Below are 25,823 nucleotides of genomic sequence, written 5' to 3' on the forward strand. Positions count from 1 at the left end.
GCCGTCGACGTCGTAACCATCAGCCGTCGACGTCGTAACCATCAGCCGTCGACGCTGACGGATGTTCCGACGAACAACGTTTTTTAGGTGGGGCGTCGACTGCGGAGTATGAAGGTCCTGCTCGGGATCGGCGGCAGCGACGATTCGCTTCGCGCGCTCGAACGGACGGTCGACCGCGCCGTCGCTGCCGGCGACGAACTCGTGGTTGCGGTGCTCGAGAACCCCGACTCCGACCGCACGCCTGCTGAGGTCGCCGAACACGTTGAGGCCACGCTCGTCGACATCGACGCCGACATCGACGTCGAGGTTCGCCTCGTCGAGGGCGATCCGGGCAGTCGACTCGTCGATATCGCCGAACACGAAGGCTTCGACCGGATCGTGCTGGGCGGCGGTCAGACGAGCCCGATGGGAAAGATCACGCTGGGCAGCATCGCCGAGTTCGTCCTGTTGAACGCCAAGACGACCGTTACGCTCGTCCGATGACGCCCGATCGCTTCCCCGAGACGGTCGCGGACGACTTCCCGTCCCCGCCGATCACGTTCACCGACCGCAACGACCGCGAGATCGAGGTCCGTGCCTACGACGGAAGCGAGCAGGAACACGACGCGCTCGCGACGATGTACGAGGCGTTCGACCCGGCCGACCGCGCACAGGGGATTCCGCCAGGAGGCGCCGAGGAGATCCGGCGATGGCTCTCGACGATCCTCGAAGGGGACTGTTACAACGTCCTCGCGTGGCACGGCGACGACGTCGCGGGTCACGCGACGCTCGTCCCGGCCTACGACGACGCCGAGAGCTTCGAGCTCGCGATATTCGTCCTCCAGGAGTACCAGGAGGCCGGCATCGGGACCCGGCTCATCGAGGCCCTGCTTGGCCACGGACAGGCGGCCGACGTCGAGGTCGTCTGGCTCACCGTCGAGCGCTGGAACCACGCGGCGGTCTCGCTGTACGAGAAGATCGGCTTCGAGACCGCCGACGCCGAGAGCTTCGAACTCGGAATGTCGCTCCGGCTGAACCCGCCGGAGACGGAATGAAAGCCGGCGTCGGACCGGTACTGGCGTCGACCGACATCCGGGTCAGACCGACAGCACCGGCTGACTCGCGTACAACAACACGTATTCGGCTGCTTTCTCGAGCACCTCGCCCGGATCTCCCGAGACCGGCTCCCGCGGCACGACGAGGAAGTCGGCGTCGACCTCCTCGGCGGTGTCGAGGATGACGCTGCCCGGATGGGTCGTTTTCACCTTCGTCGAGAAGCCGTACGCGATGGAGGTCGTCACCGAGACGCCCCGTTCGTCGGCCCGATCGAAGACGGTCTCGGTGAACGACTCCGTGTCGGTCGCGACGACCGACTCGTCGACCGCGCCGGTTTCGATCCCCCGTGCGACGTCCTCCCCGAGGACGTACACCGCGTGAACGGTCGCATCGTACTCCTCGGCGATCGCGATCGCGTGCTCGACCGCCTGCTGTGACTCGTCGCTACCGTCTACGGGGGCCAACACCAGGTCGATGTCGAGGGTCGCCATGTTCTATCGGTTCGTCTCGCCCCTCAAAAACCCCCCTGTCCCGACCGCTCCTCGAGCGGCCCTTTTAAGCACGGGGCGGCTGAACCGTCGCGTATGTTCGACACCATCGTCATCGCCACCGACGGCTCCGACAGCGTGCGTCGCGCCGTCGACGTCGCGCTCGACCTGGCAGACCGCTTCGACGCGACGGTTCACGCGCTGTACGTGATCGACAGCGGCGAGGTCGAATCCTCACCGGACGAGGTCCGTGACGACCTCCGTGACGCGCTCGACTCCCGCGGTCGGGAAGCGATCGAGGCGGTCGAACACGACGCCACCGTCCCGGTCGAGACCGCCGTTCGGGAGGGTCGCCCGGCGGCCGAGATCTCGGCGTACGCCCGCGAGGTCGACGCCGACGCCGTCGCGACCGGGACTCGCGGTCGCCACGGCGAGAACCGGTTCCTCATCGGGTCGGTCGCCGAGCGTGTCGTCCGAACCTGCCCCGTTCCCGTCCTCACGGTCCGCCAGCTCTCCGGGGAGTGAGGCGGCTCCGATCGTCGAGCGACCGGGCCGGCGTCCACGGAACCGCGGAGTTTTCCACGTCCCGCCCGTCGCTCGCGTATGGACGAGGAACTCATCGACGACGATTCGATCCCGCTGTCTCGGCGCACACGGCTCCCGGGTGCGGGCTTTTTCTACCCCGACTCCCTCGACGAGGAGCGCGCCGAGCGCCGCGCCGAGGAGACGCTCACCGACGTCGAGGCGGTCGTGATCGCCGACGCGGACGCCGACGGACTCGCCTGTGCCGCGATGGTTCGCGAGCAGTACGGCGCCGCCCTCGACGTCGCCGACTTCGAGGCCGACATCGCGGACCGCATCGCGGACGATCCGGACGGCGACACACCAGCTGACGATCCGGACGGCGACACAACCGCTGACGATCCGGACGCCGACGCCTTGGAGCCGCACGAACGATCGACGGTCGCGCTCCTCGCAGCCGGTCCCTACTCGATCGACGATTCGCTCGAACGCGTCCTCGAGTACGCCGAGCCGGGGATCGACCTGTACGTCTGTGACCTGTGTCCCGACGATTTCGAGTGGATCGCCGACCCCCTTACGGACCTCGTCGACCACGCCGCCTCTATCCGGTGGTTCGACCACCACCAGTGGGATGACGAAACCGCCACGGCTGTCCGATCGGCCGGCGTCGACCTCGTCGTCGGCGACTCCGAGGAGGAGTGCACCGCCGATGTCGCGCTCCGCTCGCTGACCCACGACTTCGACGACCGCTGGGACGAGCTAGCCGCGGTCACCCGCGACCACGACCTCTGGATCAAGGAGGATCCCCGTTCCGACGACCTGGCCGACTACGCTTACTGGACCGGTGCGGAGGAGTACACCACCGTCGTCGGCGCCTACGGTGCGAACCTCCCCGAGACGGTCGACCGATTCCTCGAGCACCGACGCGTCGAGAAACGCGACCGGATCGACGCCGCCGTCGACCGGGCGGTCGTCCACGAGGTGGGCGACTGGTCGGTCGCAGTCACCTACGGCCGCTGTTCACAGAACGAGGTCGCCGAGGCGCTTCGTGAGGACGGCGCCGACGCGGCCGTGATCGTCAAGCCCGCCGGCTCCGCCTCGATCCGCGGATCGGACGGCTTCGAGCGTGCCCACGAGGTCGCCGGCCGCGTCAACGGCGGCGGCCACCCCAAGGCCGCCGGCTGCAAGCCCGACATCTACGACGATATGCTCGATTACGCCCACCACTGGACGACCGAGGGACAGGCCGCGCGCAAGGTCATCCTCGGCGCCTTCGAGGCGGTCGCTGATGCGGCTGCAGTTGAGGACGAAACCGAATCGGCGAGCGCCGACCCCGACGCCGACGCGGAGTAAACCCGTCAGCGAGCGGTATCCCGATCGCCGCGGACCACCGTTCCGACCGCCGCGGACCGCTACTCTCGATCGCCGACGACCCACTTGTGCGAGAAACTCTCGCCGCAGGCACACTGTGCGTACGCGTGCACCACGTCGCCCTCGGCGTAGAGTCCACCGACCTCCTCGTTTTCGGCCTCGGCGAACGCGAAGATGAAGCTGATCGCGTGTTCCTCGCCGGCCTCATCCGCCGGCTCGTCGTCCGCGGCTGGACAGGCCGCCGCGTCGAGCGTCCTGGCGATCGTCCCGTCGGTCCCCATCGCCTGCTTCGCGAAGCCCATCGCGTCCATCCCGGTGCCGGCCTGAAACGCCGACCGGCCGCGCTCCCCGTCGACCACGAGCAGGACGCCGTGTTCCCGTTCGGTTCCGATCGATCGAAGTCGGGAGTCGTCGTCGAGGAAGTCGTCGCTCACGAACAACACGACGTCCTCGAGTCGCTCGCCTGCCAGAAACTCGTCGAGTTCGCTCATACCCCTCCTGGGTCGTCCCGACCTAAAAGCCGCCCGTCATCGACCCTGCGACGGTTCGCCCGGGCGTCGGTCGTCTCACGTCGTGCCGCACGGATGTTTATAAGCGATACCGACGCAGCCGGCCCATCACCTGACCATCGTCGCGGAACGGGTCGCGGGTGCGCGGCGCGTCGTTCCGTGTCTCCTCCAGCGCCGCCTGCTCGCCACCCCCATCAGCGTCGCCCGTTCGCCGTTTCCACAGCGACGCCTGCTCGGATCCACGTTTCCGCTGATCCGATCGCCCGCCGACCTCACAACCGGCTGCGGATCGTCTCGGCGGTCGCCTCTCCGACGCCGTCGACGTCGGTTAGGTCCGCGATCGACGCCGATCGGACGTTCTCGACCGACCCGAACCGTCTGAGAAGCCGTCGGCGAGTCTCGGGTCCGACGCCCGGAACCTCATCAAGCACCGTCGACACCTCGTCCCGGAGCGACTGGTGGTACTGCACGGCGAATCGGTGTGCCTCGTCACGGACTCGCTGGAGCAGGTGCAACTCGGTCGCGTCGGACGGCCAGTCCCGGGGTCCATCCGGCGTGATCACGATCTCGTCCGCCTTCGCAAGCCCGACCACCGGCACGTCCCAGCCGACCGCCGACAGGGCGTCCATCGCGGCGCCGAGCTGTCCCTCGCCGCCGTCGACGAGCAGCAGGTCCGGATCCGGCCGGTCGTCGCGACCCTCCACGGCGCGGGTCGCGCGCCACCGGATCAGTTTCCGCATGCTCTCGTAGTCGTCGTTCTGCTCCGGGAGCTTCTTGCGGCGGTAGGCCGCCGTGTCGGCCGACCCGTCGACGAAGCAAACGTTCGAGCCGACGACGTCCCGGCCGCCGGCGTGGCTCACGTCGAACCCCTCGATCCGATCTGGACGATCGATCCCGAGCCGGTCGCCGAGCGCCGCCAGTTCGTTGTCTCGGCCGCTCCGTCGCCGAGCGTTCTTCAACGCCAGCTCGACGAGCCGCGCCTCTCGACCGGCGCTCGGTACGCGCACCGAGACACCCTGTGTCTCGAGCCACGCCACGACGTCCTCGTCCGTCGGCTGCTCGGCGAGAAGTACGACGTCTGGGAGGTCGCGCTCGGCGTAGTACTGGGTGAGAAACGCCGAGAGGACGGTCGCAGGCGTCGATCCGAACCCGTCAGTCGCCTCAGCTGCACCCTCTCCGCTGTTCCCGTTGCCCGTCTCTATCGACGGTCGATCGAGCCGGTGGCGGCTTCGATCGACGAGCTGGCCGTTCTCGCTGTGCAGCCGCGCGACTCGTGCGATGTCTCCCTCGATGGCTGCCGCAAGCACGTCGGTCGTCCCGTCCGCGGAGCGTGACGAGACGGCCGATTCGCCGTCGCCGTGGAACGCGCGGACCGCCTCGAGCTCGTCGCGGAGGTTCGCCGCCCGCTCGAAGGCGGCCTCCTGGGCGGCCGCCTCCATCTCCCGTTCGAGCGGGTCGGCGAGGACGCCGGTCTCCCCCTCGAAGAATCGCCGCACCGACGCGACGTCCTCGAGGTAGGACTCGACGCCGATCTCGCCGGTACACGGTGCCGAGCAGAGGCCCATCTCGTAGTCGAGACACGGCCGCTCTCGACCCTCGTACTTGTGATCCGAGCAGCCGCGCGCCCCGTAGACCTCCCGGAGCGCCTTGACGACGGTCTCAACGCGTCCCTTGTCCGTGAAGGGTCCGTACGCGATCGCTCCCTCCTCCGGGTCCCGCGTGACGGTGATCCGGGGGACCTCGTGGTCGGTGAGTTGGACGAGGGGGTAGGACTTGTCGTCGGTCAGCCGGACGTTGTACCGGGGTTGGTTGCGCTTTATGAGGTTCGCCTCGAGAAGGAGCGCCTGCGTTTCGGTGTCGGTGACCGCGAAGTCGATCGTCTCAGCCCGATCGACCATTCCGCGGATCCGTGTCGACCGCGGGTCCGTGTACGATCGAACTCGGCTCCGGAGATCAACGGCTTTGCCGACGTATAGCGTCGTCTCCCCGGCTTGGAACTGGTAGACTCCCGGCTCTCGCGGGAGGTCGGTGGCGCGCGTTCGAACCTCCCCGGTCTCCATCGATCCGTCCTTGGTCTCTCGCGGGTTTCAACTCGGCGGTCGGCGGGACGGCACGACTGCTGGGATCGAAGCGAAGCCATCAGGATCGAATCCGGTTGGCTTTCGGCCGAGACAGACACAGTTATGCAGGACCCTCCGTTACGGCCGCCTATGACTGACCATCACGCGGCCTATGCTGGGGGATCGGGATGCGAGTAGTCGCGAAGTTCGGCGGCACGAGCCTCGGTAGCGGCGATCGGATCAACCGCGCGGCGGACTCGATCGCCACGGCGGTCGAGAGGGGCCACGAGATCGCCGTCGTCGCCAGCGCGATGGGATCGACGACCGACGAACTCCTCGACGACATCACCTTCGAGGCCGACGAGGCCGACCGTGCCGAGATCGTTTCGATGGGCGAGCGGACGAGCGTCCGGATGCTGAAGGCCGCCCTCGCTGCGCGCGGCGTCGACGCGATCTTTCTCGAGCCCGGAAGCGACCAGTGGCCGGTGATCACCAACGAGGTCGGCGAACTCGACGTCGAGGCCACCCGCGAACGGGCCCAACAGCTCGCGGCCGAACTCGACGGCGTCGTGCCCGTCATCACCGGCTTCCTGGCCCAGGACCACCTCGGAAACGTCACGACGCTCGGCCGCGGCGGGTCGGACACCACTGCGGTGATGTTGGGCAACTATATGGACGCCGACGAAGTCGTCATCGTCACCGACGTCGAGGGCGTAATGACCGGCGATCCCCGCGTCGTCGAGGGGGCCCGAAACGTCGGGCGGATCTCGGTCGACGAGCTACGGAACCTCTCGTTCCGCGGCGCCGAAGTGGTCGCGCCGAGCGCGCTCTCCTACAAGAACGAGGATCTCGCCGTTCGGGTCGTCCACTATCAACACGGCGATCTCCTCGAAGGCGGCACGCGGATCGAGGGCGAGTTCGAGAACCTGATCGATATGCAAGAACAGCCGCTCGCCTGCGTCACGGTCGCGGGTCGGGCGATCCGTAATCGTCCCGGGATCCTCGCCGAACTCTCCGACGCCCTCCGGAACGAGGACATCAACGTCGATGCCGTCGCGTCCGGAATGGACTCGGTGACGTTCTACATCGATCGGAACCGCTCGGAGGATGCGGAGGCGGTGTTACACGAGCGGGTCGTCGCGGACGACACGCTCTCGTCGGTCACCGTTCACGACCCGATCGCCGTCATCCGGCTGACTGGCGGCGAGCTACCCAATCAGCCCGGGATCATTCAGGAGATCGTCGGGCCGCTGGCGGCTGCCGGGATCAACATCGTCGACCTGATCACGAGCGCCACCTCGGTCGCCCTCTTCGTGGCATGGGACGACCGCGAGCAGGCACTCGAGATCGTTCAAGACGAGTTCGATCAGTAATCTCACGAGGGGTTCGGCGAACGTGGTGGACCCGAACGCTCGACCCGGTCAGGCGTCCGTGGTATCGGCTGCTCCGTTATCCAGGGCGACGTCGACGCCGCCGTCGTCGACCGTCACGCCGGCCGCACAGACCGGATGTTCGAACGACGCCGTGAGCACTTCGGTTGCCGCCTCGATCGCCGCGGTTGCCTCCAGGGAGTGTGCCTCCGGCGAGTCGATCTCGTAGGTGGCGACGATCGTGGGCTCGCTGACCGTCTCGACGAGCAGCGCATCGCGGCGGACGGTGCCGATCGTTGCGGCGTCCGGGCCGATCACGCCCGCGATCCGTGGGGTGTCGTAGTCGTCCTTCTCGTAGTCGAGCGCGAGCAGCGGCTCCGCGAGTGCATCCCGTTCCGGATATCCGATCTCGAGCTTTTCGGCGATCGGATCGACGTGTGACCCGTTCCCGATCGCGGCGAGTCGCTTTCCGCTCGGCGTTTCGACTGCTCGAACGCAGTTGTAGGAGATGTACGGGTTCTCCGTCGGTGGCGCATCCGGGGTCGGCGAGACGGTGAGCGTTCCATCCCGATCGACGACCTGGCGGTTGGGAAACGATCGCGAGGAGACGCGGTAGGCGCCGATCCCCGGGGCAACGACGACGAATCGTCCGATGTACATACCCGTCGCTGGTGACCGCATCGGTATGTCGATGTCGGTTCCGTCCGCACCGGTCCGGCCGGTCCTGTCGATCCGGCCCGCGACGACCGACCGGCTCGGTTCGCAACACTCATAACCATCGACGGGATAGCAATTGGTGCCGACACAGTCCATTGGGGTAGTGGCCAATCCTGTTGCCTTCTGGGGGCAACGACCCTGGTTCGAATCCAGGATGGACTACTTCTTCCGGCGACGTCGATCCATAAGCCGGTCGGCTCGACGTCGGTGTCCATCCGCACCCGTCCCGCGGTCAGCTCTCCGCCGTTCGACGCGACCCGCCGGGCTCGAAACACGTCACTTCTCGACGTCGAGCAGCGCCACTCGTTCCTCGATCAGGTCCCTGAGCGTACCCGACGTTGCGGCGAGTTCGGTCTCCGTGACGTCGTGAAACGACCGGATGCGGCCTGGATCGGTCACGTCTTCGAGCCACGACTCGACGGCGGTTCGCTCCCCAGGTGAATGTCTCGTGGCGTCGTCGAACCGCTCCTCGAGCCGCTCGAGGGCGGCCGAAACCGCCTCCGGCGTCGTCTCTCGGGGTGGCGTTGTGCCCCTCCGTGCCGTCTCATTCTGGCGGTCGTCCTCGTCTCCACGTGTCGGTGACGACGGGTAGACGATCGCGATCGCGGGCATCGATCCCTCTTCGACGCCCATCCCGAGCGCCTCGTCGATCTGGCGCCGACCGGCTGCATACAGGAGGACTTCGACCGCCGGATCGCTTGCGACCGCCGCGTCCCGGTCGATCGCCCGTTCGGCACGTGCGACCGCTCGGTCGAGATGGGTTCGTGAGACGACGTAGCGTGCGTCCACGACCTGTATCACGGCGTTCGTCTCCTCGCGGATCGTCCGGACGGTCCCGAGGAACGCGTCCAGGTCGTCGATCGCGAGGTCGCCGGCGAGGAGATGTGGCGTCGGGTACGCCGTGTCGCCCGTCGCTCCGTTCGTCGATCGGTCGTCGGTCATCGGAAATCACCGAGGTTCGATTGCCCGTTCCCGCCCTCACCGTCATTGCCGGCGGTTCCCGCCGTCGCCGCCGCGGCGGCCGACGCATCGGGACGGACGTCGTCCATCGACGGATCCTCCCGGCCGGCGTTTTCGAGGATCGTCTCGGCGGTTCGCTCACGACCCCGGAGCGCACCGAGCACCGTCGCCTTCTCGGCGGTTCGGAGGTCGCTTCGGGACTCGATCCCGGCTTCGTACAGCCGACGCGCACGCTTGCGCCCGACCTCGCGGACGCCGGCGAGATCCAGCAGTTCCTCGCGAACTCCGTACTCGACGCGCTTTCGAGCGTCTCGAACCGCGGCGACAGCGTCGTCCGGAAGGCCGATCTCCCGCCCCAGCGTTTCGGCGGCGCGCAACAGCCACTCGGCGGTGTCGACCTTCCCGCGAACGTCGCCCGGACCCACCTGGTACCGTTCGGCGATCCGGTCCTCATCGACCTCGGTGGCCCAGTCCTCGAGGAGCCGGGCGGTCTTCAGGGAGGCGAGCCAGTCATCGAACCGGACCTCCTCGTACTCGCTGGGGGCGGGACCGAGCAACTCGTCCTCGCGCTCGTGGTACGTCTGGGTGTACCGCTTCTCGTCGCCGGACTTGAGGTACAGCTCGTACATATCGGGCGTTCTGCTCACGAGGTGGTAGAGTCCAAGCGGCGTGAGCTCGGGTCGGCCGTCGGGCGCTTCGGAGTCAGCCTCTTCACGGCCGTCGTTCCCGTCGACGCGGCCGTAGGTCACGAAGTCCTGTGTCTTCTCCGCCGAGTCCTCGTTCGGGGCATATTGCACGCCATCGCCGCGATCGGCGGCAGTGGTGGCATCGTCGGTATCTGTACCGCTCCCGCCGCTGGCCGCACGCAGCCCGTCGATCAGCTCGGCCGCGCTCATCGGGTCGAGGTAGAGACGCGAGACGGTGTGGCCGATCGACGTCGCGGCGATCGCGTCACGGTCGCCGTCGCGATCGCGCTCGAGGAAGTCGTTCGCGACGAGGTACTCGACCACGCCGTCGGTGACGCTGCGGAGGTGATGGTCGTCGTCGGCCTGCTCGGCGTACAGGGTGTTGGTCAGGAACTCGAAGAGCCCGTCGCGCGTCGACGCGAACCCCGTGGCGACCGTCGCGAGAACGTGCGTTCGAAGCGCGGGCTCGGCCGCCAGCTTCGACCGGACCGGCTCCGCGTCGGCCCAGACGTATCGGTCGAAGAGTTCCTCCGATCGCTCGGCGCTGTTCGCGAGCAATACGGCCTCGCCGTACGGATCGAGTCCCGGTCGGCCGGCCCGGCCGCACATCTGGTGAACCTCCAGGACGTCGAGCGGCTTCATCCCGCCGAATTCTCCGTCGTACCGCCGCCAGTCGCGAACGATCACCCGCCTGGCGGGCGTGTTGACCCCGGCGGCGAGCGTCGGCGTCGCACAGATACACTTGATCAGCCGGTCGCGGAACGCGTCCTCGACGAGTTCGCGGTGGGCCGACGTGAGGCCGGCGTGATGAAACGCGGCGCCCGACTCGACCGCATCGGCAAGCGTCTCGCCGGTGTCCGTCTCCGATCCGGACCGGATCTCCTCGGCGAGCGCGTCGAGCTCCGCTCGTTCTGATTCCTCGAGGTGCCGTCGGGTCACGGCGGCGAGATCGCCGGCCGCCGATTCGGCGTTGCGACGGGAGTTGACGAAGACGAGCGAGGAGCCACCCTGTCCGTCCTCCACCGTCCCAAGCGCGTCGTCGACGAGCGCCGCCGTCTGGTCGTCAGTCGGCGGATCGCCCACCGGAACCTCCGTCCGGCTGCCGTCGTCGAAGTCGATCGTTCCGTTCGCGTGCACCCCGATCCGGAGGTCGATCGGCCGCCAGTCGGAGTCGACCAGGGCGGCGTCGAGCCAGTCGGCGATCTCCCGCGCGTTTCCGACCGTCGCCGAGAGCGCGACCGTCTGGAGCCCCTCGTTGATCCGGCGCAGCTTCGCCAGCGTCACCTCGAGGGTCGGCCCCCTGGAGCGGTCGTTGACCAGGTGGACCTCGTCGCTGACGACACAGGAGAGGTCGTCGATCCACGGTGCCCCGTTGCGGATCAGCGAATCGACCTTCTCGCTGGTCGCCACGATGACGTCGCGGGTGGCCAGCCACTCGCCGTCGGAGTCGTAGTTCCCGGTCGAGACGCCGACCGTCACGCCGAACTCCTCGAACCGTTCGAACTCGGCACGCTTCTCCGACGCCAACGCCCGTAGCGGGACTATGTAGAGGGCGGTCCCGCCGCGCTCGATCGCCGACAACATCGCGAGCTCGGCGATGAGCGTCTTTCCGGAGGCCGTCGGCACCGCCGCCACGAGGTTCTCCCCCTCGAGCAGTCCCGCCCCGACCGCCTCGGCCTGCGGGGGATACAGATCCGCGACGCCCTCGGCTTCCAGCGCCTCTCCGACCCCCGACGGGAGTCCGGAGAGCGAAGTCGGTTCCATTGTCCCCTCCTTGGTCCCCGATTCGATTTAAACGCTCGGAGTGGACCGTTCCGTCTGTGGACTGGAATTCGATCGCCGTTCGTCTCTTGCCGTTCGTCTCTTGCCGTTCGTCTTGCCGTTCGTCGTCCGTGCTCAGATCGTCTCGTCGGGGTCGTGGTCCGCGGCCATCCGCCGTGCCTCGGCGGCAAACCGTTCCTCATCGGCCGGGTCGGCCGCCTCGAGCGCGTCCGCCTCGACCTCGGTCGCCGCCGTCACGCCGCCGCTCGCGTACAGCCGCTGTTCGGCCAGTTCCTTCGTGTACGTCCGATCACCGTCGGTCGTCGCGTAGGTGAGCCTGACGAGTCCCTTCGAGTCGAACTCCCGATCGACGAGCCAGAGCGTGGGCATACCCATTTTCCGGGTGGCAGGTGGTTAATCGATCGGGTTCGATCGTTCCGACGTCCCTGTTCACCCACGGTCGATTCTCCCGCCGTCGTCGAGCAGTCGGTCCTTCTCGGCGCGTGACAGCTGCTTGATCGCGTACTCGCGGGACATCGCCGCCGACCGCGTGCCGAACGACTCGACGTACCGGAGTTCGACCGGCGTCCGACCGCGGGTGTATTTGGCACCCTTGCCGGAATCGTGCTCGGCGACGCGCCGGTCGACGTCCGTCGTGTAGCCGGTATAGAGGGTTCCATCCGCACACTCGAGCACGTACACGTGGTGGCCATCAGCGCCGTCGGCTGATGGATCGGCATCCTCGTCGATCGATCGATCGGCGCCCCGGTCGCTCATCGGTCGGATGGTTCGTTCTCGTCATCGGCTTCGGTCCCGGTTTCCTCACCGTTTCGTTCGCGTGCAGCCCCGACGCCGCGGGCGATGAGACCGGCCTGGGCGCCGGCGACGAATCCGGCGTCGACGTTCACCGCGCTCACGACGGTACACGACTGGAGTGCGCCGTGGAGTGCCGCCTCGCCGTCGCCGCCGACGCCGTAGCCCGTCGAGACCGGCAACGCGATCACGGGCGCGTCGACGAGGCCGGCGACCACGGTCGGGAGCGCACCCTCTCGGCCGGCGGCGACGATCACGGCGGCGGCGCCACGAACCCGGTCGATCTGGTCGACGATCCGGACGAGGCTGGCGACGCCGACGTCCTCGATCAGTTCGATCTCGGCACCGATCTCGCGGGCGATGATCGCGGCCTCACCGGCCACCGGAGCGTCGCTCGTCCCGCCCGTGATCACGCTCACTCGAGCGTCCAACGTGGGCCGATCGAACTCCGGCGCGCGGGCGACGAACGTTCGCGTCCGGTCATCGTGCTCGATATCGGCGTCGGGGACCGCGGCGATCACCGTTTCGGCGACCGACTCGGCGACACCCGGTTCGATCCGGGTCACGACTGCCCGTCCCGCGGTCTCGACCGCGGTCCGCGCGAGTTCGGCCGTCTCCGCCGGCGTCTTTCCCTCGGCGAGGATCGCCTCGGGGATCCCACGGCGCGTCTCGCGGGCCGCGTCGAACCGACCGGCGTCGGTCGTCGCGTACCCGGCTAGCCGTGATTCGGCCTCGTGCACCCCGATCTCCCCAGCTGCGAGCGATTCGAGTACCTCGCGCATACGCGGGGATCCGGGCCCGAACGGTTCGTAGCTGTCGGTCCGCGGACCGGCCGTCGCTGGTTCCACGGCGGCGATCGATCGGCCCTCGATCCGATCGATCCGTGACCGTGTGTATCCCGGAGGGTATTGAATCCTGTGAACGGCCCTTACGCGCCTCGTATCGGGCGAATTCAGGAACTCTTATTAAGTATCGATGGCTAGCCTCGATCGCATGGCAGACCTCATTGTCAAAGCAGCGGTCAAGGACGCGCTGGATGAGAAGAACGTCGCCTCCGACTTCTACGAGGCGCTCGACGAGGAAGTCGACGAGCTGCTCGCCGACGCCGCGCGACGCGCGGAAGCCAACGACCGGAAGACGGTCCAGCCGCGCGACCTCTAACTCGGTCCCCCTCTTTCCGTTATTTCGCCCGTCACGCTCACGAGCGGCGGCGCCGTCGAGTCGGAGCGGGTTGCCGTCACGCCGTCACATTGAACCGTGTCGACGTCACGCTATGGCATTAGATCTCGTGAATCGCCACGCCGTCGTCGTCCCCGACGTGGACCTCGTCCGCCATATCGACGAAGAGGCCGTGATCGAGTACGCCGGGGATCGCCGAGAGCGTTCCCGCGAGCCGGCCCGGATCGGCGATCGCGTCGAACGAACAGTCGAGGACGAGGTTCCCGTTGTCGGTGACGACCGGGCCGTCCTTGCGCTCGGCGCGTCGGAGCGTCGGCTCCCCACCGGCGTCACGGATCGCCGTGGCGGCGGTCGTGTGTGCCTCCGGAAGCACCTCGACCGGCACGTCGGCGGTGAGTACGTTCGTCACCTTCGAGGGATCGACGACGACGAGGAGCCGGTCGGCGGCCGCATCCACGACCTTCTCGCGGGCGTGTGCTGCACCGCCACCCTTGATGAGCGTCCCGGACACTTCCTCAACATCGCCACCCTCACCCGTGAGGACGACTTGATCCGCGCCGTCGATCGCGATATCGATGCCCGGACCGTCCGGTCCACAGACCGTGTCCAGTCCGACGGTCGGGATACCGTGGTCGCGCGCACACGCTCGGGCGTCGAAGGAGGTTGGGACGCCACGGACGTCCAGCCCGGCATCGACCGCGCGACCGATCGCCCGTATCGCGTGTGCCGCCGTCGATCCCGTTCCGAGACCGACGACGTCGCCGTCCGAGACCGCTTCCGCTGCCGATTCGCCGGCACGTCGTTTCTGTGCGTCCGTTCCCCCGGTCGTCTTCATACGCGTGCCCTCGGCCCCCGCGTAGAAAAGCGCCGTCACTCCAGCCGGTCGAGAACGGCCTCGGCGTCGTACGCCAGCGTGAGCGTCCGCGACCGGCCACGTCCCTCGACGTCGGCGTACTCGGCGTCGATGATCCCGAGCTGGTCGAGCTTGTTGATGATCTCCGAATAGCGGGTGTATCCGAGATCGGTCTCCGCCTCGAAGGCCTCATAGACGTCGCCGGCACGCTCGCCCTCGTGGTCGACGAGCACCTCGACGAGCGCGCGCTCGGAGGCCGACAGTCCCCGCAGCGACCGCGAGAGGTGGACGAACTTCGACTTCTCGTAGGCGCTGTCGACGTCCTCGGCCGCGATCGTCTTCGAGGCGCGCATCTCCGCGTTGAGCCCCGCGCGCCGGAGGAGGTCGATCCCGACCCGCAGGTCGCCGTTCTCGGCGGTCAGCTCCGCGACCTGTTCGAGCTCCGGTCGGTCGAGGACGCCGTCGTGGAACCCGCGGGCCGCGCGCTCGCCGAGGATGTCGGCGATCTCGGTCACGTCGTAGACGGGGAAGTAGACCTCCTCCGGCCGGAACACCGACTGGACGCGCGCGTCGAGCTCGTCGATCACGTCGAGTCCGAGGTCCGAGGAGACAACGATCACGCCGATCTTCGCGCCCGAGTGGGTCTCGTGAGCGCGCAGCATCGAGTAGAGCGTGTCGGAGGCCTCGTTCTCGTAGAACAGGTAGTTCACGTCGTCGAGCGCCACGACCAGGACCTCGTCCTCGTCGATCAGGCGGTCGGTTATTTGGCCGAACAGCTTCTTGAAGGAGATCCCCGAGGAGGGCGGCTCGTACTCGAACAGGCGCTCGAAGAGCCGAGAGAAGACCGCATATCGGGTCGAGTCGACCTGGCAGTTGACGTGTGCGGTTTGGACGTCCGTTTGGGCGGCGAGCTCGCCGAACAGCTTCTGGATCGCGGTCGTCTTGCCGGTCCCCGGCGGGCCACGAACCATCGTGTTCAACGGGCGGGACCCGCGGGCAGCCGGCCGGAGCGCGTACTTCAGGCTCTCGACCTGGCTCTCGCGATGGTTGAACGTCTCCGGGACGTAGTCGATCTCGAAGACGTGCTCGTCGCGGAAGACGGACTCGTCCCACGAGAGCATCCCGTCCGGGTCCCCGGTCATCGTCTACACCACGTTTCCCGGAACACTTAATCGTTCCCCGGAGCGTCGGTGGAAGTGAAACGGCGCCAGAATCGGCCCGAACCGTTCGGAATCACGGCGTCGCGTTTCACTATCGGGACGCTTTCGTCGGTGGGTCGATGGCGGTCTCCGCCGCCCCGACCGGTCCATCGGTCAACACGAGGACGTGCCGTGTTAACGATCGATGGACGCGCCGGCTGAACCGCGCCGTGACGTTCCAGCCGGCGTCGATTGCCGCCGATCGCCAGTCGCGATCCGCGATGAGCACCGTGCGATCGCTTGTCCGGTTAGCTTCCGTGAGCGCGCCGGTCACCAGGTCCGCCAACTCGTGGCGTTCGATCTTGGATTGGCGGCCATACGGGGCGTCGAAGACGACGCAGTCGACCCCGTCGTCGACGATCGGCAGTCGTGTCGCGTCACCACGGAGCACGCTCCAGCCGGCCTCGGCATCCCCGTCCGCGTCGGTGGGCTCTGCCACCGAACCGGCCGACAGCGCTTCGAGGTTTCGGCGCGTCCCACGAACCATCTTCGCCTGGGCGTCCGCCGCCACGACGCGGGCGCCGACGGCGCCGGCTTCAAGCGGAATCCCGCCGGTTCCACACATCGGATCGAGCAGCGTCCCCCCCGGCCCCGCCCGTGCGATGTTCACGTACGCGCGGGCGTCGACCGGCGCCATGCTCCCGGGTTGGAAGAACGGTCGATCCGTGGGCTTTCGGGCGAAGTCCCGATCGGCGACGACCGTCCGCCACCCCAGGACACAGACGTCGGCCGCCTCCCCGTCGGCGCCCTCGACGGCCCGGTGGTCGGCACGGTCACCGGCCGCGAACAGCGCCCGCAGGACGTGATCGGGATCGTCGAGATCGACGTCGAACCCGCGGTCGACCAGCACCTGTCCGAGGTCACGTTCGGCACGTTCGGTCGAGATCTCGGCCGTCCCGCGCACGTCGCGTGCCCGCACGGCGACGCTGCCGGTGCGGTCGATGCTCGTAGCTCGCAACGCGGCGACGGCGCTGGCGATCGTCGCGTCGGTTCGGCCGATCGCCTCGTGGGCGGCCCGCGTGTACGCAAGCCGCGCGACGCCATCGCCGACTCGACCGGCGCGAGCGATCCCGGGCGCGAGGAGTTCGACGCCCGGCACCAGGCAGCCGGCCTCGTAGGTCGCGAACGCGTCCTCTTCCCCGGCGAGTTCGAGCCAGTACACGAGTCCGGATCCGGTCGCGCACGCAATGAGGATAGCGGTCGGCGGTGGCTGCTCCCCACCGCCGTCCCCCGTGCCGTCTCGTTCATCGGCCGTCCCGCTCCAACTTTCGGTGACCAGCCGTCCGGTTTCAACATCCTCGACAGATTCGTTGGAAAGGACGGAACGTGTATTGGTGACCGATCGTTCGATATTCGGCGTCACCCGACTTTTGTGGTTAACACTCTGTCTGCAAAATCGGATATAGTTACCAAAGTTATTTATTCGGGCGTCCGGAATAGGCGTTCAGAATGTCACGATCTAACAGGCGACAAGTGCTGCGACGACTCGGCGGGGCCGCGACCGCGGCGGGAACGTTCGGATTCGCCGGGTGTATGGGGAACGGAAACGGTGGCGGCAACGGGAACGGCGGCAACGGCAATGGCGGCGGCAACGGTGCAACAACGGGCACGACTGGCGATACACTCGAGATCACGATCGGCTGTCCGACCGCTCTCAGTGGTGCCTTCGCTCCCAACGGTGAAGCCGAACGTGACGGCGGCCAGCTGGCGATTCGCCATCTCGAGAACGATCTCGATGTCTCCGTCGATCTCGTCACTGCGGATACCGAGGTCGACCCCTCGGTCGCCGTTGAGCGACTCGAGGGAATGGTCGTCGAGGACGGCGTTCACGCCGCCTACGGCGGCGTCTCCTCCGCGGTCGGGATCGCGATGGGGTCGTGGGGGTCGGACAACCGCGTTCCGTTCTGTCCCCACGGCGCCTCCGACGACATCACCGGCGCCGAGTGTTCCGAGTACATGTTCGCGACCTACTCCGGGAACTCGATGCAGGCTTCCGTCGCGGCCCCGCAGATGGCCGAACAGGCCGACGACTGGTACATCCTCTACTCGGATTACACCTGGGGACAGACCGCAGAAACCATTTTCACGGAAGTCCTTGAGGAGAACGGCTCGAACGTGATCGGCTCCTCGGCGGTCCCGTTCCCGGCGGACGACTACACTTCCTACCTCAACACGGCCGAGGAGGCCGATCCCGACGGGATCGCGCTGTTGGTCGCCGGGCTCGACCAGCGGACCTCGATGAATCAGCTGCTCAGCGTCGGTCTGGAGCAGGACTACACGATCGCGATGCACCAGCTCGAGGACGTGAACCTCTGGGGCGTCGGCCAGGAAGCCGCCGCCGCGATCGACGTCGCCAGCCAGGGGTGGCTCCCCTCCCTCGACGTACCGGCGGACTGGATCTCGGAGATCCGCGAGATGTCCGAACACGAGCCATACGTCCGCCACTATATGGGCTACACGTCCGTCGACCAGCTCGTCCGCGCCGCGGTTCGGGCCGGCTCGACCGACGGTGAAGCGATCAAGAACGAACTCGAGGGCCACGAGGTCGAAAGCGAGCGTGTTCGGGCGCTGCAGCCCTCCGAAGAGTCGCTCTACTGGCGCGCCGCCGACCACCAGCTGGTGCAGCCGGTCTATGCCAGCGCGGGACGGGCGGTTGAGGACATGGAGTCCGACCCCGACCGCTGGTTCGAGGTCATCGACCGGATGCCCGGCGAGGAGGCGGCCGGGGAACCGAGCGCGGAGTGCGAGCTGTAGGGTTCGATGTCGGTCGCTACACTCGCGTCGACGCCCGACGAGCTGCCCTCGATCCCGTGGTTACTTGCGGGTCTCGCGCTGCTGGCGGTGGTGATCGTCACCCTCGCCGTGCGTCCGCAGCTGTTCATCAGCAACCTCGTTGGTGGACTCGTCTACGGGATGATCCTGATGATGATCGCGTTGGGGCTGTCGCTGATCCTCGGGCTGCTCGGCGTCGTCAACTTCGCACACGGCGCGCTGTTTATGCTCGGTGCGTACGGCGCGTATCAGACCGTCGCGTTGTTCGAGCTCCCCTTCTGGCTCGCGTTGGTCGTCGTTCCGATCGGCGTCGGACTGCTCGGCGTGCTGATGGAGGTGACGGTCCTCCGGCGACTCTACGGGGAGGACCCGCTTATCGGCCTGCTTGCCACCTTCGGGGTCGCGTTGATGCTCGAGGAAGCGACCCGCGCCCAGTGGGGCGGCACGCCGCTGAGCTTCGACCCGCCGGCCGTGCTGCGGGCGTCCGTCCAGGTTGGATTCCTCGAGATCGCGACCACGCGGCTGTTCACCGCCGCCGTCGGCGCGCTCGTGGTCGGCGGTCTCTATGTGCTGATGTACCGAACCGACTTCGGGCTCTCGATCCGCGCCGGGCTCCAGGACCAGCAGATGGCCGAGTTCCTCGGCATCGACATCCCGAAACGGTTCACGATCGTCTTCTTCATCGGCGCGGCGATCGCCGGGTTGAGCGGCGTGCTCCGTGGTGCCGAGGTCGGGATGGACCTGGGGATGGGGATGGACTTCGTCATCCTCGCGTTCGTCGTCATCGTCGTCGGCGGGCTCGGCAGCATCTTCGGAAGCGTCGTGAGCGCGCTGTTGATCGGCGTCGCGGTCTTCGTCACGCCGGTGATGCTTCGGGCGGCCACGACCGTGGCCGGCCTCGAGTGGCTGTACGTCTCCGGGATCGGCGGGCTGATGCCGTTCCTCGTGATGATCGGCGTCCTGCTCGTCCGTCCGCGTGGCCTCTTCGGTGAGGAGGGGTTACTCGAATGAGTGACGCGACCGAACCGACGGCGGACGGACGCGACCGGCTGCTCGCGTCCATTAGCCGTTACCAGGTCCCGATCGGGATCCTGCTGCTCGTGGGTCTGTTGCGTCCCGTCATCGCCCACGACGCCCTGTTGGGAAGCAGCTACATCGCGTCCTCGATGCTGATCTGGATGCTGTTCGCGGCGGCGTTCAACCTCCTATACGGGTACAGCGGGCTGCTCTCGTTCGGCCACGCGATCTTCCTCGGCACCGGCATTTACGGGGTCGCGATCGGGTTGCGCCACTTCGATCTCCCGTACCTCGTTGCCGCGCCGATCGGCGTGATCGTCGCCGGGCTGATCGCCTACGGGATCGCCCGGCTCATCGTCGGTTACGGGGAGATCTACTTCGCGATGTTGACGCTCGCGTTCGCGGAGGCGATCCACTTCGTGGTCAACGCCGATCCCTTCGGGCTGACCGGCGGCGCCGACGGGCTTCGCTCCGGCACGACGCCGGGATGGATCGAGAGCTTTCGCGGACAGAGCGTCGTCCAACTCGGCGGCGGCGAGTTCGACCTCTATTATTTCGTCGCGATCGTCTTCGTTCTCGCGACCCTCGCGCTCTGGCAGATCGTCCGGTCACCGTTCGGCCGGACGCTCGTCGCCATCCGCGACAACGAGGAGCTCGCACGGGCGATGGGAATCTCGACCGCCCGGTACCAGGTGTGGGCGTTCACCCTGTCGGGCATCTTCTCGGCGATCGCCGGGACGCTGCTCGTGATCCGGAACTCGGGTGCCTCCCTCGAGAACTTCGGGATGATGACCGGCGCCGAGGTCATCCTGATGTCGATCTTCGGCGGGATGAGCTACTTCTTCGGCCCGATCGCCGGGGCGTTCTCCTGGTTCTTCGCGCGGGAGTATCTCACGAACCTGGAGATGGTGGCCGTTCCGCTTTTGGGAACCGTCGACGTCGGCCCGATCCTCGGCTACTGGCGGTTCTTCTTCGGGTTCCTCTTCGTCGTCGTGATCGTGCTTTCGCCGCGGGAGGGACTGTGGGGATTCGTTCGGTCGATCGCCGACCGCGTGCGACGCCGCCTTACCGAGGTGATCCGTGAATGACCGACACATCGTCCGACGACGCGACCGAAGCGGAACGCGTGACCGACGACGCGACCGACCCGGCGTCCGTAACTGGCCCGGGAACTGACCACGAATCGCTTGACCCGACCGAGGCGGCCCTCGGTGCACGCGGGCTCACGAAGCGGTTCGGCGAGCTCACCGCGGTCGGCGGGGTCGACCTCGCCGTCCCGGAGGGCGAACTCCGCGCCATCATCGGCCCGAACGGTGCGGGCAAGACCACGTTCTTCAACGTCCTGACGAACGCGCTGGAGCCGACCGCCGGCGCCGTCTATCTCCACGGTGAGGAGATCACCGGCACGCCTCAGTACGCCCGGCCACACGACGGGCTCGTCCGATCGTTCCAGTCGAACCAGCTGTTCACCGAACAGACGGTCCACGAGAACGTCCGGATCGTCGCCCAGACCGCCGAACAGGGCGCGTTCTCGCTGGACCTTCTCGGGCGCGGTCGCGATCTCGCGACCGAACGCGCCCACGAGGTCCTCGAGCTGACCGAGCTCGACGATCTCGCCGAGGAAACGGCCAAGAACCTCTCCCACGGCGACCAGCGCCGGCTCGGGATCGCGATGGCGCTGGCGACCGACCCGAGCGTGCTCCTGCTCGACGAGCCGACCAGCGGGCTCGGTGCCGTCGAGACCGAGACCACCGCCGACCTCATCGAGGACATCCAATCCGAGCTCGGACTCACCTTGTTGCTGATCGAACACGATATGAACATCGTCCTCTCACGAAGCGACCGAATCACCGTTCTTCACCGCGGCGAGGTACTAACGACCGGAACGCCCGAGGAGATACGCAACGACGACGCGGTCCAGGAGGCGTACCTCGGCGAGCGTGACGAGGAGGGATCGCTGTGAGTCTCCTCGAGGTGTCGGGACTGGAGGCCGGCTACGAGACCGGACAGATCCTCTTCGGGATCGACCTCGCGATCGAGGAGGGCGAAGCCGTCGGACTGCTCGGCCGGAACGGTGCGGGCAAGACGACCACGATGCGGGCGATTATGGGCGCCGATCTCCCCCGGATCATCGACGGCTCGATCCGATATCGCGACGCGGAGCTGCTCGATCGGAAAAGCTACGACCGCGCGGATCAGGGGATCAGCTTCGTCCCGGAGGAACGCCAGCTGTTCCCGCGGCTGACCGTGACCGAAAACGTCCATATCGCTGCATCGGCGGCTGAGGACCCCCTACCGGCCGAGGAGATGTTCGATCTGTTCCCCGAACTCGACGAGATGCGCGATCGTCACGCGAAGAATATGAGCGGCGGCGAACAGCAGATGCTGGCGATCGCTCGCGCACTCGTGTCGAACCCGGACCTGATGCTGCTCGATGAGCCCTGTGAGGGACTTGCGCCCCAGATCGTCGAGCGGCTGGAGGACGTCGTCACCCGGATCAACGACGAACGCGGCGTGACGGTGCTCATCGTCGAACAGAACGTGGCGACCGCGATGGCCGTCGCGGACCGTCACTACATCCTGGACGAGGGCCGGATCGTCGAGGAGGTCACCACCGACCGACTTCGGGAGGACGACGAGCTGCGTCAGCGACACCTCGGCGTCTAGTCGGCGACGCGCTCGCCGCTCTCCCATCACTGATCTGGTTAACAGTGTATTCTTAATTCACTTCTAATCTTCATACTGTATTTTTTAACCACAACTTTGAAGGAGTATGTTAACGAAGTACGGGTGATGACCGTAGACACAATCGACCGCGTCGCGGTACTGGGCGCGGGCAGTATGGGACACGGAATCGCCGAGGTCGCAGCGATCGGCGGCTACGACGTTGTCGTCCGCGACCTGGAGGACGAGCTCGTCGAGGACGGGCTCGAACAGATCGAGTGGAGTCTCGGGAAGCTCGCGGAGAAGGGCCGGATCGACGAGTCCGCCGATGACGTCTTCGCCCGCGTCGAGGGCACCACCGACCTCGAGGCGGCCGTCGAGGACGCCGATCTCGTGATCGAGGCCGTTCCCGAGCGGATGTCGATCAAGAAGGACACCTTCAGCGAGGTCGACGAGTACGCCCCCGATCACGCCATCCTCGCGAGCAACACCTCGGGACTGTCCATCACCGAGATGGCGACCGCGACTGACCGGCCCGAGCAGGTCGTCGGGACGCACTACTTCAACCCGCCCATCCGGATGGATCTCATCGAGGTCGTCCACGGCGAGGAGACCAGCGAGGAGACGATCGAAACGATGCACGAGTACGCCGACTCGGTCGGCAAGACCGCCATCGACGTCAAAAAGGACGTCCACGGCTTCGTCGTCAACAACGTCCTCGTGCCGTTCATGGAGGAGCCGGCCTGGATGCTCGAGGAGGGACTGACGACGATCGAGGAGGCCGACGCGGCGATGGTCTATCAGCGCGGCTATCCGATGGGCCCCTTCGAGCTGTCCGACTACAGCGGGATCGACATCGGCTACCACTTCCGGGAGGACTCCCGGTACGAGGCGCCGCCGCCGATCGAGCGCAAGGTCGAGAACGACGAACTCGGGCGCAAGACCGGGACGGGGTTCTACGAGTACGAGGACGGCGAGGGGACGACCTACGACTTCCACGACCGCGAGGGCTTCGACACCCTCCGCGTCGAGGCGCGGATGATCAACGAGGCCGCCAGGCTCATTGGCGAGGGCGTCGCCACCGCCGAGGACGTCGACCTCGGCATCAGGCTCGGCGGTCGGTTCCCGATCGGCGTCTGCCGGCTCGCCGACCAGATCGGTCTCGACGTCGTTCTCGAGAAGCTCCGGTCGCTTCACGAGGAGTACGGCGAGGATCGGTACGAACCGGCCGACCACCTCGTCGAGCTCGTGGAGGCGGGGAAGACCGGCGAGGACGCCGGCCTCGGTTTCTACGACTACCACGGCCAGTGGCCTTACCAGTTCCTCAACGTCGACCTCGACGACCGCGGCGTCCTCTCGATCGAGTTCGACCGCCCCGAACGGCTCAACGCGTTCTCCGAGGAGATGTTCGCCGAGGTCCAGCGCGCCCTCGAGGACGCGCCCGTTGAGGACGTCTCCTGTGTCGTCTTCTCGGGGGCCGGCGACCAGTTCTCCGCCGGTGCCGACATCACCGGCTTCCTCACGAACGCCCCCACCGAGATCATGGACGTCGAGGAATCCATCGAGACCGTCCACGAGTACCCCCGGCCGACGATCGCGAAGATCGACGGCTTCTGTCTGGGCGGCGGCCTCGAACTCTCGTTGGCGTGTGACCTTCGGATCGCCTCCGAGCGCTCCACGCTCGGCAGTCCCGAGATCGACCTCGGGCTGATCCCCGGCGGCGGCGGCACACAGCGACTCACCCGGATCGTCGGCGAGACGCGCGCGAAGGAGCTCGTCTTCCGCGGCAACCACGTCTCCGCCGAGCGGGCTGCCGACTGGGGGCTCCTCAACCGCGCCGTCCCCGGCGACGAGTTCGAGGACGTCGTCGGCGAGTTCGTCGACGACATCGCCACCGGACCCAAGACGGCGCTGAAGGTGGCCAAGACGGTGATCAACGAGGGCCAGAACGCCAGTCTCGAGGCCGGCCTCGCGATGGAGAGCCAGGGCTTCGGCCTGCTGACGACGACCGACGACGTGATCGAGGGCGTGGACGCCTTCCGCAATGATCGCGAACCGGAGTTCAAGTGACGATGACTGAAACCGCAGCGATCGTCGGCGGCGGCCTGACCGAGTGGGGCGAGCGCGAGGCCACCTGGAAGGACCTCGCTCAGGAGGCCGGCAAGGCGACCTTCGACGACGTCGACGGTCTCGACCAGTCGGACGTCGAGGGCCTGTTCGTCGGCGCCGTCCAGCCGGAACGGTTCGCCTTCCAGAGCCACGTCGCGCCGCTCGTCGCGGAACTGCTGGGAATCGATGCCGATATGATCTCGCGGACGGAGCTCGCGTGTGCGAGCGGCCAGGCGGCGCTCCGGTACGCGTGGCTGGCGATCGCCGCCGGCCAGATCGACGTCGCGCTGGTTCTCGGCGTCGAGAAGATGAACCTCGGGACGGAGTACATGCCCGAGATGCAGTCGACGATGACGAACGTGCTCGACCGCGAGTTCGACGGCGTCAACGGGCTCAACGGCCCCTCCCACTTCGCGCAGTTCGCCCAGCGGCACATGCACGAACACGGTACCACCCGCGAGCAGCTCGCGATGGTGAGCGCGAAGAACAAGAGCCACGCCGCCGCGACCGACTTCGCGCAGTACCGCGAGGAGGTTTCGGTCGACGACGTCCTCGAGTCGTATCCGATCGCGCCGCCGCTGAACCTGCTCGACTGCAGCGGCATCACGGACGGCGCCGCCGGCGTGCTGCTCGTCAGCGAGGAGAAGGCGCGGGAGGTGACCGACACCCCGGCCTACATCACCGGCAGCGGCCAGTCGTGTCTCTCGAGCAACTCGATCAACAACCTGCCGTCGATGACGACCTGGCCCCAAGCGCGGGAGGCTTCCGAGAAGGCCTACGACCAGGCCGGCATCGAGGACCCGCTCGCGGAGATCGACGTCGCGGAGGTCCACGACTGCTTCTCGATCAGCGAGGTGATCGAGTACGAACAGCTCGGCTTCGCCGAGGAGGGCGAGGGCGGTGCCTTCATCGAGGAGGGTCGCAGCGAGCTCGACGGCGACGTCGCGGTCAACCCCCGCGGGGGCCTGCTCGGCTGTGGCCATCCGCTCGGTGCCACCGGCGTCTGTCAGGCGCTTGAGGTTTATCGACAGTTCACCGGCGACGTGCCGGACGCGCGCGCGGTTGCGGGCGACCCGGAGACCGGCTTGATCCACAACCTGAGCGGCAGCGGGTCGGTTCACAGCGTGATGACGCTTGGGAGGGATCCGCAATGACGCGCGAGAACCCGCCCCGCGAGACGATCTCGATCCCGAACGAGGTCGATCTCCCGCGACTGCTCGACTTCTACGACCTGCAGGACGCCGAACACACCGGGATCCACGAGTTCTACGACAACCTCCGGAACGGAGAACTCACCACGACGACGTGTGACGACTGCGGGGCGGTCCACTTCCCTCCCCGGATCGTCTGTCCCGAGTGTCTGAGCGACGACCTCTCGTACACGTCGCTTCCCCACGAGGGGACGCTCCACTCGTTCACCGAGGTCCGCGGCACCGCCGCGATCGGAATGACCGACGACACGCCGTTCGTCGCCGGCGTCGTCGACCTTGGCGACGTGCGGCTGTCCGCACGGGTCGACGACGCGAGCCACGAGGACCTCGCGATCGGCGATCCGGTCCAACTGAAGATCGTCGACATCGACGGGCCGACCGACCAGGACCGGGTCTTCTACCGGTTCGTCCCGGTCGAGGACTGAGCCGGGGTCTCCTGGGGCCGGTCTCGAGATCGGTCGCGGACCCGTTCGCCGATGTTCTCGTGACGCTCCGACGGTACGCTAACGCCGCTCTCGGTGGCGCTC

General features: G+C 67.3%; 26 protein-coding genes and 1 tRNA gene. 15 read left to right on the forward strand and 12 right to left on the reverse strand.

The features are described from left to right. Positions 1–108 precede the first annotated feature (108 nt). The gene (locus tag BLW38_RS00610) at positions 109–483 is read left to right on the forward strand and encodes a universal stress protein (protein ID WP_092812861.1); all 375 of its coding nucleotides are present in this window, start codon (positions 109–111) and stop codon (positions 481–483) included. Continuing rightward, positions 480–1,034 (forward strand): GNAT family N-acetyltransferase, encoded by a 555-nt coding sequence (locus BLW38_RS00615; RefSeq protein WP_092812864.1) that lies wholly within the window; start codon positions 480–482, stop codon positions 1,032–1,034. Before BLW38_RS00610 ends, BLW38_RS00615 begins: the two co-directional genes overlap by 4 nt. A gap of 42 nt (positions 1,035–1,076) precedes the next feature. On the opposite strand, the gene BLW38_RS00620 is transcribed toward BLW38_RS00615, so the two are convergent. Continuing rightward, the gene (locus BLW38_RS00620) at positions 1,077–1,526 is read right to left on the reverse strand and encodes a universal stress protein (RefSeq protein WP_092812867.1); all 450 of its coding nucleotides are present in this window, start codon (positions 1,524–1,526) and stop codon (positions 1,077–1,079) included. A 93-nt stretch (positions 1,527–1,619) separates the two neighbouring features. Between BLW38_RS00620 and BLW38_RS00625 the strand changes: the two genes are divergently transcribed. Together BLW38_RS00625 and BLW38_RS00630 are read left to right on the forward strand one after the other, a co-directional pair. Next, entirely contained in the window at positions 1,620–2,048 is a 429-nt protein-coding gene (locus BLW38_RS00625; protein WP_092812870.1) for a universal stress protein, read from the forward strand. A 78-nt stretch (positions 2,049–2,126) separates the two neighbouring features. Continuing rightward, entirely contained in the window at positions 2,127–3,398 is a 1,272-nt protein-coding gene (locus BLW38_RS00630; RefSeq protein ID WP_092812873.1) for a DHH family phosphoesterase, read from the forward strand. 59 nt (positions 3,399–3,457) lie between these two features. Here BLW38_RS00630 and BLW38_RS00635 read toward each other — a convergent pair whose 3' ends face one another. Continuing rightward, positions 3,458–3,907 (reverse strand): DUF5807 family protein, encoded by a 450-nt coding sequence (locus tag BLW38_RS00635; protein WP_092812876.1) that lies wholly within the window; start codon positions 3,905–3,907, stop codon positions 3,458–3,460. A gap of 290 nt (positions 3,908–4,197) precedes the next feature. Further along, positions 4,198–5,985 (reverse strand): excinuclease ABC subunit C, encoded by a 1,788-nt coding sequence (locus BLW38_RS00640; RefSeq protein ID WP_092812879.1) that lies wholly within the window; start codon positions 5,983–5,985, stop codon positions 4,198–4,200. A gap of 188 nt (positions 5,986–6,173) precedes the next feature. Between BLW38_RS00640 and BLW38_RS00645 the strand changes: the two genes are divergently transcribed. Beyond that, positions 6,174–7,358 carry an aspartate kinase gene (locus tag BLW38_RS00645; protein ID WP_092812882.1) on the forward strand — a complete coding sequence of 395 codons (1,185 nt, stop codon included), beginning with the start codon at positions 6,174–6,176 and terminating at the stop codon, positions 7,356–7,358. Positions 7,359–7,406: 48 nt separating this feature from the next. On the opposite strand, the gene BLW38_RS00650 is transcribed toward BLW38_RS00645, so the two are convergent. Continuing rightward, entirely contained in the window at positions 7,407–8,015 is a 609-nt protein-coding gene (locus BLW38_RS00650; protein WP_092815396.1) for an IMP cyclohydrolase, read from the reverse strand. 146 nt (positions 8,016–8,161) lie between these two features. On the opposite strand from BLW38_RS00650, the gene BLW38_RS00655 reads away from it, so the two are divergent. Continuing rightward, a tRNA-Gln gene (locus BLW38_RS00655) sits at positions 8,162–8,234 on the forward strand. A 114-nt stretch (positions 8,235–8,348) separates the two neighbouring features. On the opposite strand, the gene cgi121 is transcribed toward BLW38_RS00655, so the two are convergent. From cgi121 to larB, 5 genes are all read right to left on the reverse strand, one after another. Next, positions 8,349–9,014, reverse strand: coding sequence for a KEOPS complex subunit Cgi121 (gene cgi121, locus BLW38_RS00660; RefSeq protein WP_092812885.1), 666 nt, complete (start codon positions 9,012–9,014; stop codon positions 8,349–8,351). Beyond that, positions 9,011–11,482: an ATP-dependent DNA helicase gene (locus BLW38_RS00665; protein ID WP_092812888.1), complete on the reverse strand. Its 2,472-nt coding sequence runs from the start codon at positions 11,480–11,482 to the stop codon at positions 9,011–9,013. Before BLW38_RS00665 ends, cgi121 begins: the two co-directional genes overlap by 4 nt. Before the next feature lie 132 nt (positions 11,483–11,614). Next, on the reverse strand, positions 11,615–11,869 hold the full coding sequence (locus tag BLW38_RS00670; RefSeq protein WP_092812891.1) for a hypothetical protein: 255 nt from the start codon (positions 11,867–11,869) through the stop codon (positions 11,615–11,617). Positions 11,870–11,929: 60 nt separating this feature from the next. Beyond that, positions 11,930–12,256: a GIY-YIG nuclease family protein gene (locus tag BLW38_RS00675; protein WP_092812894.1), complete on the reverse strand. Its 327-nt coding sequence runs from the start codon at positions 12,254–12,256 to the stop codon at positions 11,930–11,932. Beyond that, a complete protein-coding gene (gene larB, locus BLW38_RS00680) occupies positions 12,253–13,074 on the reverse strand; it encodes a nickel pincer cofactor biosynthesis protein LarB (protein ID WP_092815399.1) in 822 nt (273 codons plus the stop codon). Before larB ends, BLW38_RS00675 begins: the two co-directional genes overlap by 4 nt. A 211-nt stretch (positions 13,075–13,285) precedes the next feature. Between larB and BLW38_RS00685 the strand changes: the two genes are divergently transcribed. Then, a complete protein-coding gene (locus BLW38_RS00685; RefSeq protein ID WP_021075019.1) occupies positions 13,286–13,453 on the forward strand; it encodes a DUF1931 family protein in 168 nt (55 codons plus the stop codon). A gap of 118 nt (positions 13,454–13,571) precedes the next feature. On the opposite strand, the gene rpiA is transcribed toward BLW38_RS00685, so the two are convergent. The 3 genes from rpiA to BLW38_RS00700 all read right to left on the reverse strand — a co-directional run bounded on the left by rpiA (position 13,572) and on the right by BLW38_RS00700 (position 16,685). Then, on the reverse strand, positions 13,572–14,306 hold the full coding sequence (gene rpiA / locus BLW38_RS00690) for a ribose-5-phosphate isomerase RpiA (RefSeq protein ID WP_092815402.1): 735 nt from the start codon (positions 14,304–14,306) through the stop codon (positions 13,572–13,574). Between the two features lie 35 nt (positions 14,307–14,341). Beyond that, entirely contained in the window at positions 14,342–15,466 is a 1,125-nt protein-coding gene (locus BLW38_RS00695; RefSeq protein ID WP_092812897.1) for an ORC1-type DNA replication protein, read from the reverse strand. A gap of 109 nt (positions 15,467–15,575) precedes the next feature. Further along, complete coding sequence (locus BLW38_RS00700; protein WP_092815405.1) at positions 15,576–16,685, reverse strand: THUMP domain-containing protein; 1,110 nt, start codon at positions 16,683–16,685, stop codon at positions 15,576–15,578. 311 nt (positions 16,686–16,996) lie between these two features. Between BLW38_RS00700 and BLW38_RS00705 the strand changes: the two genes are divergently transcribed. From BLW38_RS00705 to BLW38_RS00740, 8 genes are all read left to right on the forward strand, one after another. Then, positions 16,997–18,277: an ABC transporter substrate-binding protein gene (locus BLW38_RS00705; protein WP_177167388.1), complete on the forward strand. Its 1,281-nt coding sequence runs from the start codon at positions 16,997–16,999 to the stop codon at positions 18,275–18,277. Between the two features lie 6 nt (positions 18,278–18,283). Then, a complete protein-coding gene (locus tag BLW38_RS00710) occupies positions 18,284–19,306 on the forward strand; it encodes a branched-chain amino acid ABC transporter permease (RefSeq protein ID WP_092812903.1) in 1,023 nt (340 codons plus the stop codon). Then, positions 19,303–20,400 carry a branched-chain amino acid ABC transporter permease gene (locus BLW38_RS00715; RefSeq protein ID WP_092812906.1) on the forward strand — a complete coding sequence of 366 codons (1,098 nt, stop codon included), beginning with the start codon at positions 19,303–19,305 and terminating at the stop codon, positions 20,398–20,400. Before BLW38_RS00710 ends, BLW38_RS00715 begins: the two co-directional genes overlap by 4 nt. After that, the gene (locus tag BLW38_RS00720) at positions 20,397–21,275 is read left to right on the forward strand and encodes an ABC transporter ATP-binding protein (RefSeq protein ID WP_092812909.1); all 879 of its coding nucleotides are present in this window, start codon (positions 20,397–20,399) and stop codon (positions 21,273–21,275) included. The genes BLW38_RS00715 and BLW38_RS00720 overlap by 4 nt, the downstream gene beginning before the upstream one ends. Continuing rightward, on the forward strand, positions 21,272–21,979 hold the full coding sequence (locus BLW38_RS00725) for an ABC transporter ATP-binding protein (RefSeq protein WP_092812912.1): 708 nt from the start codon (positions 21,272–21,274) through the stop codon (positions 21,977–21,979). The genes BLW38_RS00720 and BLW38_RS00725 overlap by 4 nt, the downstream gene beginning before the upstream one ends. A gap of 126 nt (positions 21,980–22,105) precedes the next feature. After that, positions 22,106–24,046 carry a 3-hydroxyacyl-CoA dehydrogenase/enoyl-CoA hydratase family protein gene (locus BLW38_RS00730; protein ID WP_092812915.1) on the forward strand — a complete coding sequence of 647 codons (1,941 nt, stop codon included), beginning with the start codon at positions 22,106–22,108 and terminating at the stop codon, positions 24,044–24,046. A gap of 2 nt (positions 24,047–24,048) precedes the next feature. Continuing rightward, positions 24,049–25,239 carry a thiolase C-terminal domain-containing protein gene (locus BLW38_RS00735; RefSeq protein ID WP_092812918.1) on the forward strand — a complete coding sequence of 397 codons (1,191 nt, stop codon included), beginning with the start codon at positions 24,049–24,051 and terminating at the stop codon, positions 25,237–25,239. After that, a complete protein-coding gene (locus BLW38_RS00740; RefSeq protein WP_092812921.1) occupies positions 25,236–25,721 on the forward strand; it encodes a Zn-ribbon domain-containing OB-fold protein in 486 nt (161 codons plus the stop codon). The genes BLW38_RS00735 and BLW38_RS00740 overlap by 4 nt, the downstream gene beginning before the upstream one ends. Positions 25,722–25,823: the final 102 nt, after the last annotated feature.

The sequence above is a fragment of the Halopenitus malekzadehii genome, assembly GCF_900108505.1.
Lineage (GTDB): Archaea > Halobacteriota > Halobacteria > Halobacteriales > Haloferacaceae > Halopenitus > Halopenitus malekzadehii.

Excerpts from the sequence above, each read along its gene's own strand:
- BLW38_RS00735 (WP_092812918.1), top strand. The coding sequence starts at position 24,049 with ATGACTGAAACCGCAGCGATCGTCGGCGGCGGCCTGACCGAGTGGGGC.
- BLW38_RS00625 (WP_092812870.1), top strand. The coding sequence starts at position 1,620 with ATGTTCGACACCATCGTCATCGCCACCGACGGCTCCGACAGCGTGCGT.
- BLW38_RS00620 (WP_092812867.1), bottom strand. The coding sequence starts at position 1,526 with ATGGCGACCCTCGACATCGACCTGGTGTTGGCCCCCGTAGACGGTAGC.
- BLW38_RS00695 (WP_092812897.1), bottom strand. The coding sequence starts at position 15,466 with ATGACCGGGGACCCGGACGGGATGCTCTCGTGGGACGAGTCCGTCTTC.
- BLW38_RS00685 (WP_021075019.1), top strand. The coding sequence starts at position 13,286 with ATGGCAGACCTCATTGTCAAAGCAGCGGTCAAGGACGCGCTGGATGAG.
- BLW38_RS00635 (WP_092812876.1), bottom strand. The coding sequence starts at position 3,907 with ATGAGCGAACTCGACGAGTTTCTGGCAGGCGAGCGACTCGAGGACGTC.
- BLW38_RS00730 (WP_092812915.1), top strand. The coding sequence starts at position 22,106 with ATGACCGTAGACACAATCGACCGCGTCGCGGTACTGGGCGCGGGCAGT.
- BLW38_RS00630 (WP_092812873.1), top strand. The coding sequence starts at position 2,127 with ATGGACGAGGAACTCATCGACGACGATTCGATCCCGCTGTCTCGGCGC.
- BLW38_RS00610 (WP_092812861.1), top strand. The coding sequence starts at position 109 with ATGAAGGTCCTGCTCGGGATCGGCGGCAGCGACGATTCGCTTCGCGCG.
- BLW38_RS00740 (WP_092812921.1), top strand. The coding sequence starts at position 25,236 with ATGACGCGCGAGAACCCGCCCCGCGAGACGATCTCGATCCCGAACGAG.
- BLW38_RS00650 (WP_092815396.1), bottom strand. The coding sequence starts at position 8,015 with ATGTACATCGGACGATTCGTCGTCGTTGCCCCGGGGATCGGCGCCTAC.
- cgi121 (WP_092812885.1), bottom strand. The coding sequence starts at position 9,014 with ATGACCGACGACCGATCGACGAACGGAGCGACGGGCGACACGGCGTAC.
- BLW38_RS00675 (WP_092812894.1), bottom strand. The coding sequence starts at position 12,256 with ATGAGCGACCGGGGCGCCGATCGATCGATCGACGAGGATGCCGATCCA.
- BLW38_RS00670 (WP_092812891.1), bottom strand. The coding sequence starts at position 11,869 with ATGCCCACGCTCTGGCTCGTCGATCGGGAGTTCGACTCGAAGGGACTC.
- BLW38_RS00665 (WP_092812888.1), bottom strand. The coding sequence starts at position 11,482 with ATGGAACCGACTTCGCTCTCCGGACTCCCGTCGGGGGTCGGAGAGGCG.
- BLW38_RS00710 (WP_092812903.1), top strand. The coding sequence starts at position 18,284 with ATGTCGGTCGCTACACTCGCGTCGACGCCCGACGAGCTGCCCTCGATC.
- BLW38_RS00640 (WP_092812879.1), bottom strand. The coding sequence starts at position 5,985 with ATGGAGACCGGGGAGGTTCGAACGCGCGCCACCGACCTCCCGCGAGAG.
- BLW38_RS00715 (WP_092812906.1), top strand. The coding sequence starts at position 19,303 with ATGAGTGACGCGACCGAACCGACGGCGGACGGACGCGACCGGCTGCTC.
- BLW38_RS00720 (WP_092812909.1), top strand. The coding sequence starts at position 20,397 with ATGACCGACACATCGTCCGACGACGCGACCGAAGCGGAACGCGTGACC.
- BLW38_RS00615 (WP_092812864.1), top strand. The coding sequence starts at position 480 with ATGACGCCCGATCGCTTCCCCGAGACGGTCGCGGACGACTTCCCGTCC.
- rpiA (WP_092815402.1), bottom strand. The coding sequence starts at position 14,306 with ATGAAGACGACCGGGGGAACGGACGCACAGAAACGACGTGCCGGCGAA.
- BLW38_RS00645 (WP_092812882.1), top strand. The coding sequence starts at position 6,174 with ATGCGAGTAGTCGCGAAGTTCGGCGGCACGAGCCTCGGTAGCGGCGAT.
- larB (WP_092815399.1), bottom strand. The coding sequence starts at position 13,074 with ATGCGCGAGGTACTCGAATCGCTCGCAGCTGGGGAGATCGGGGTGCAC.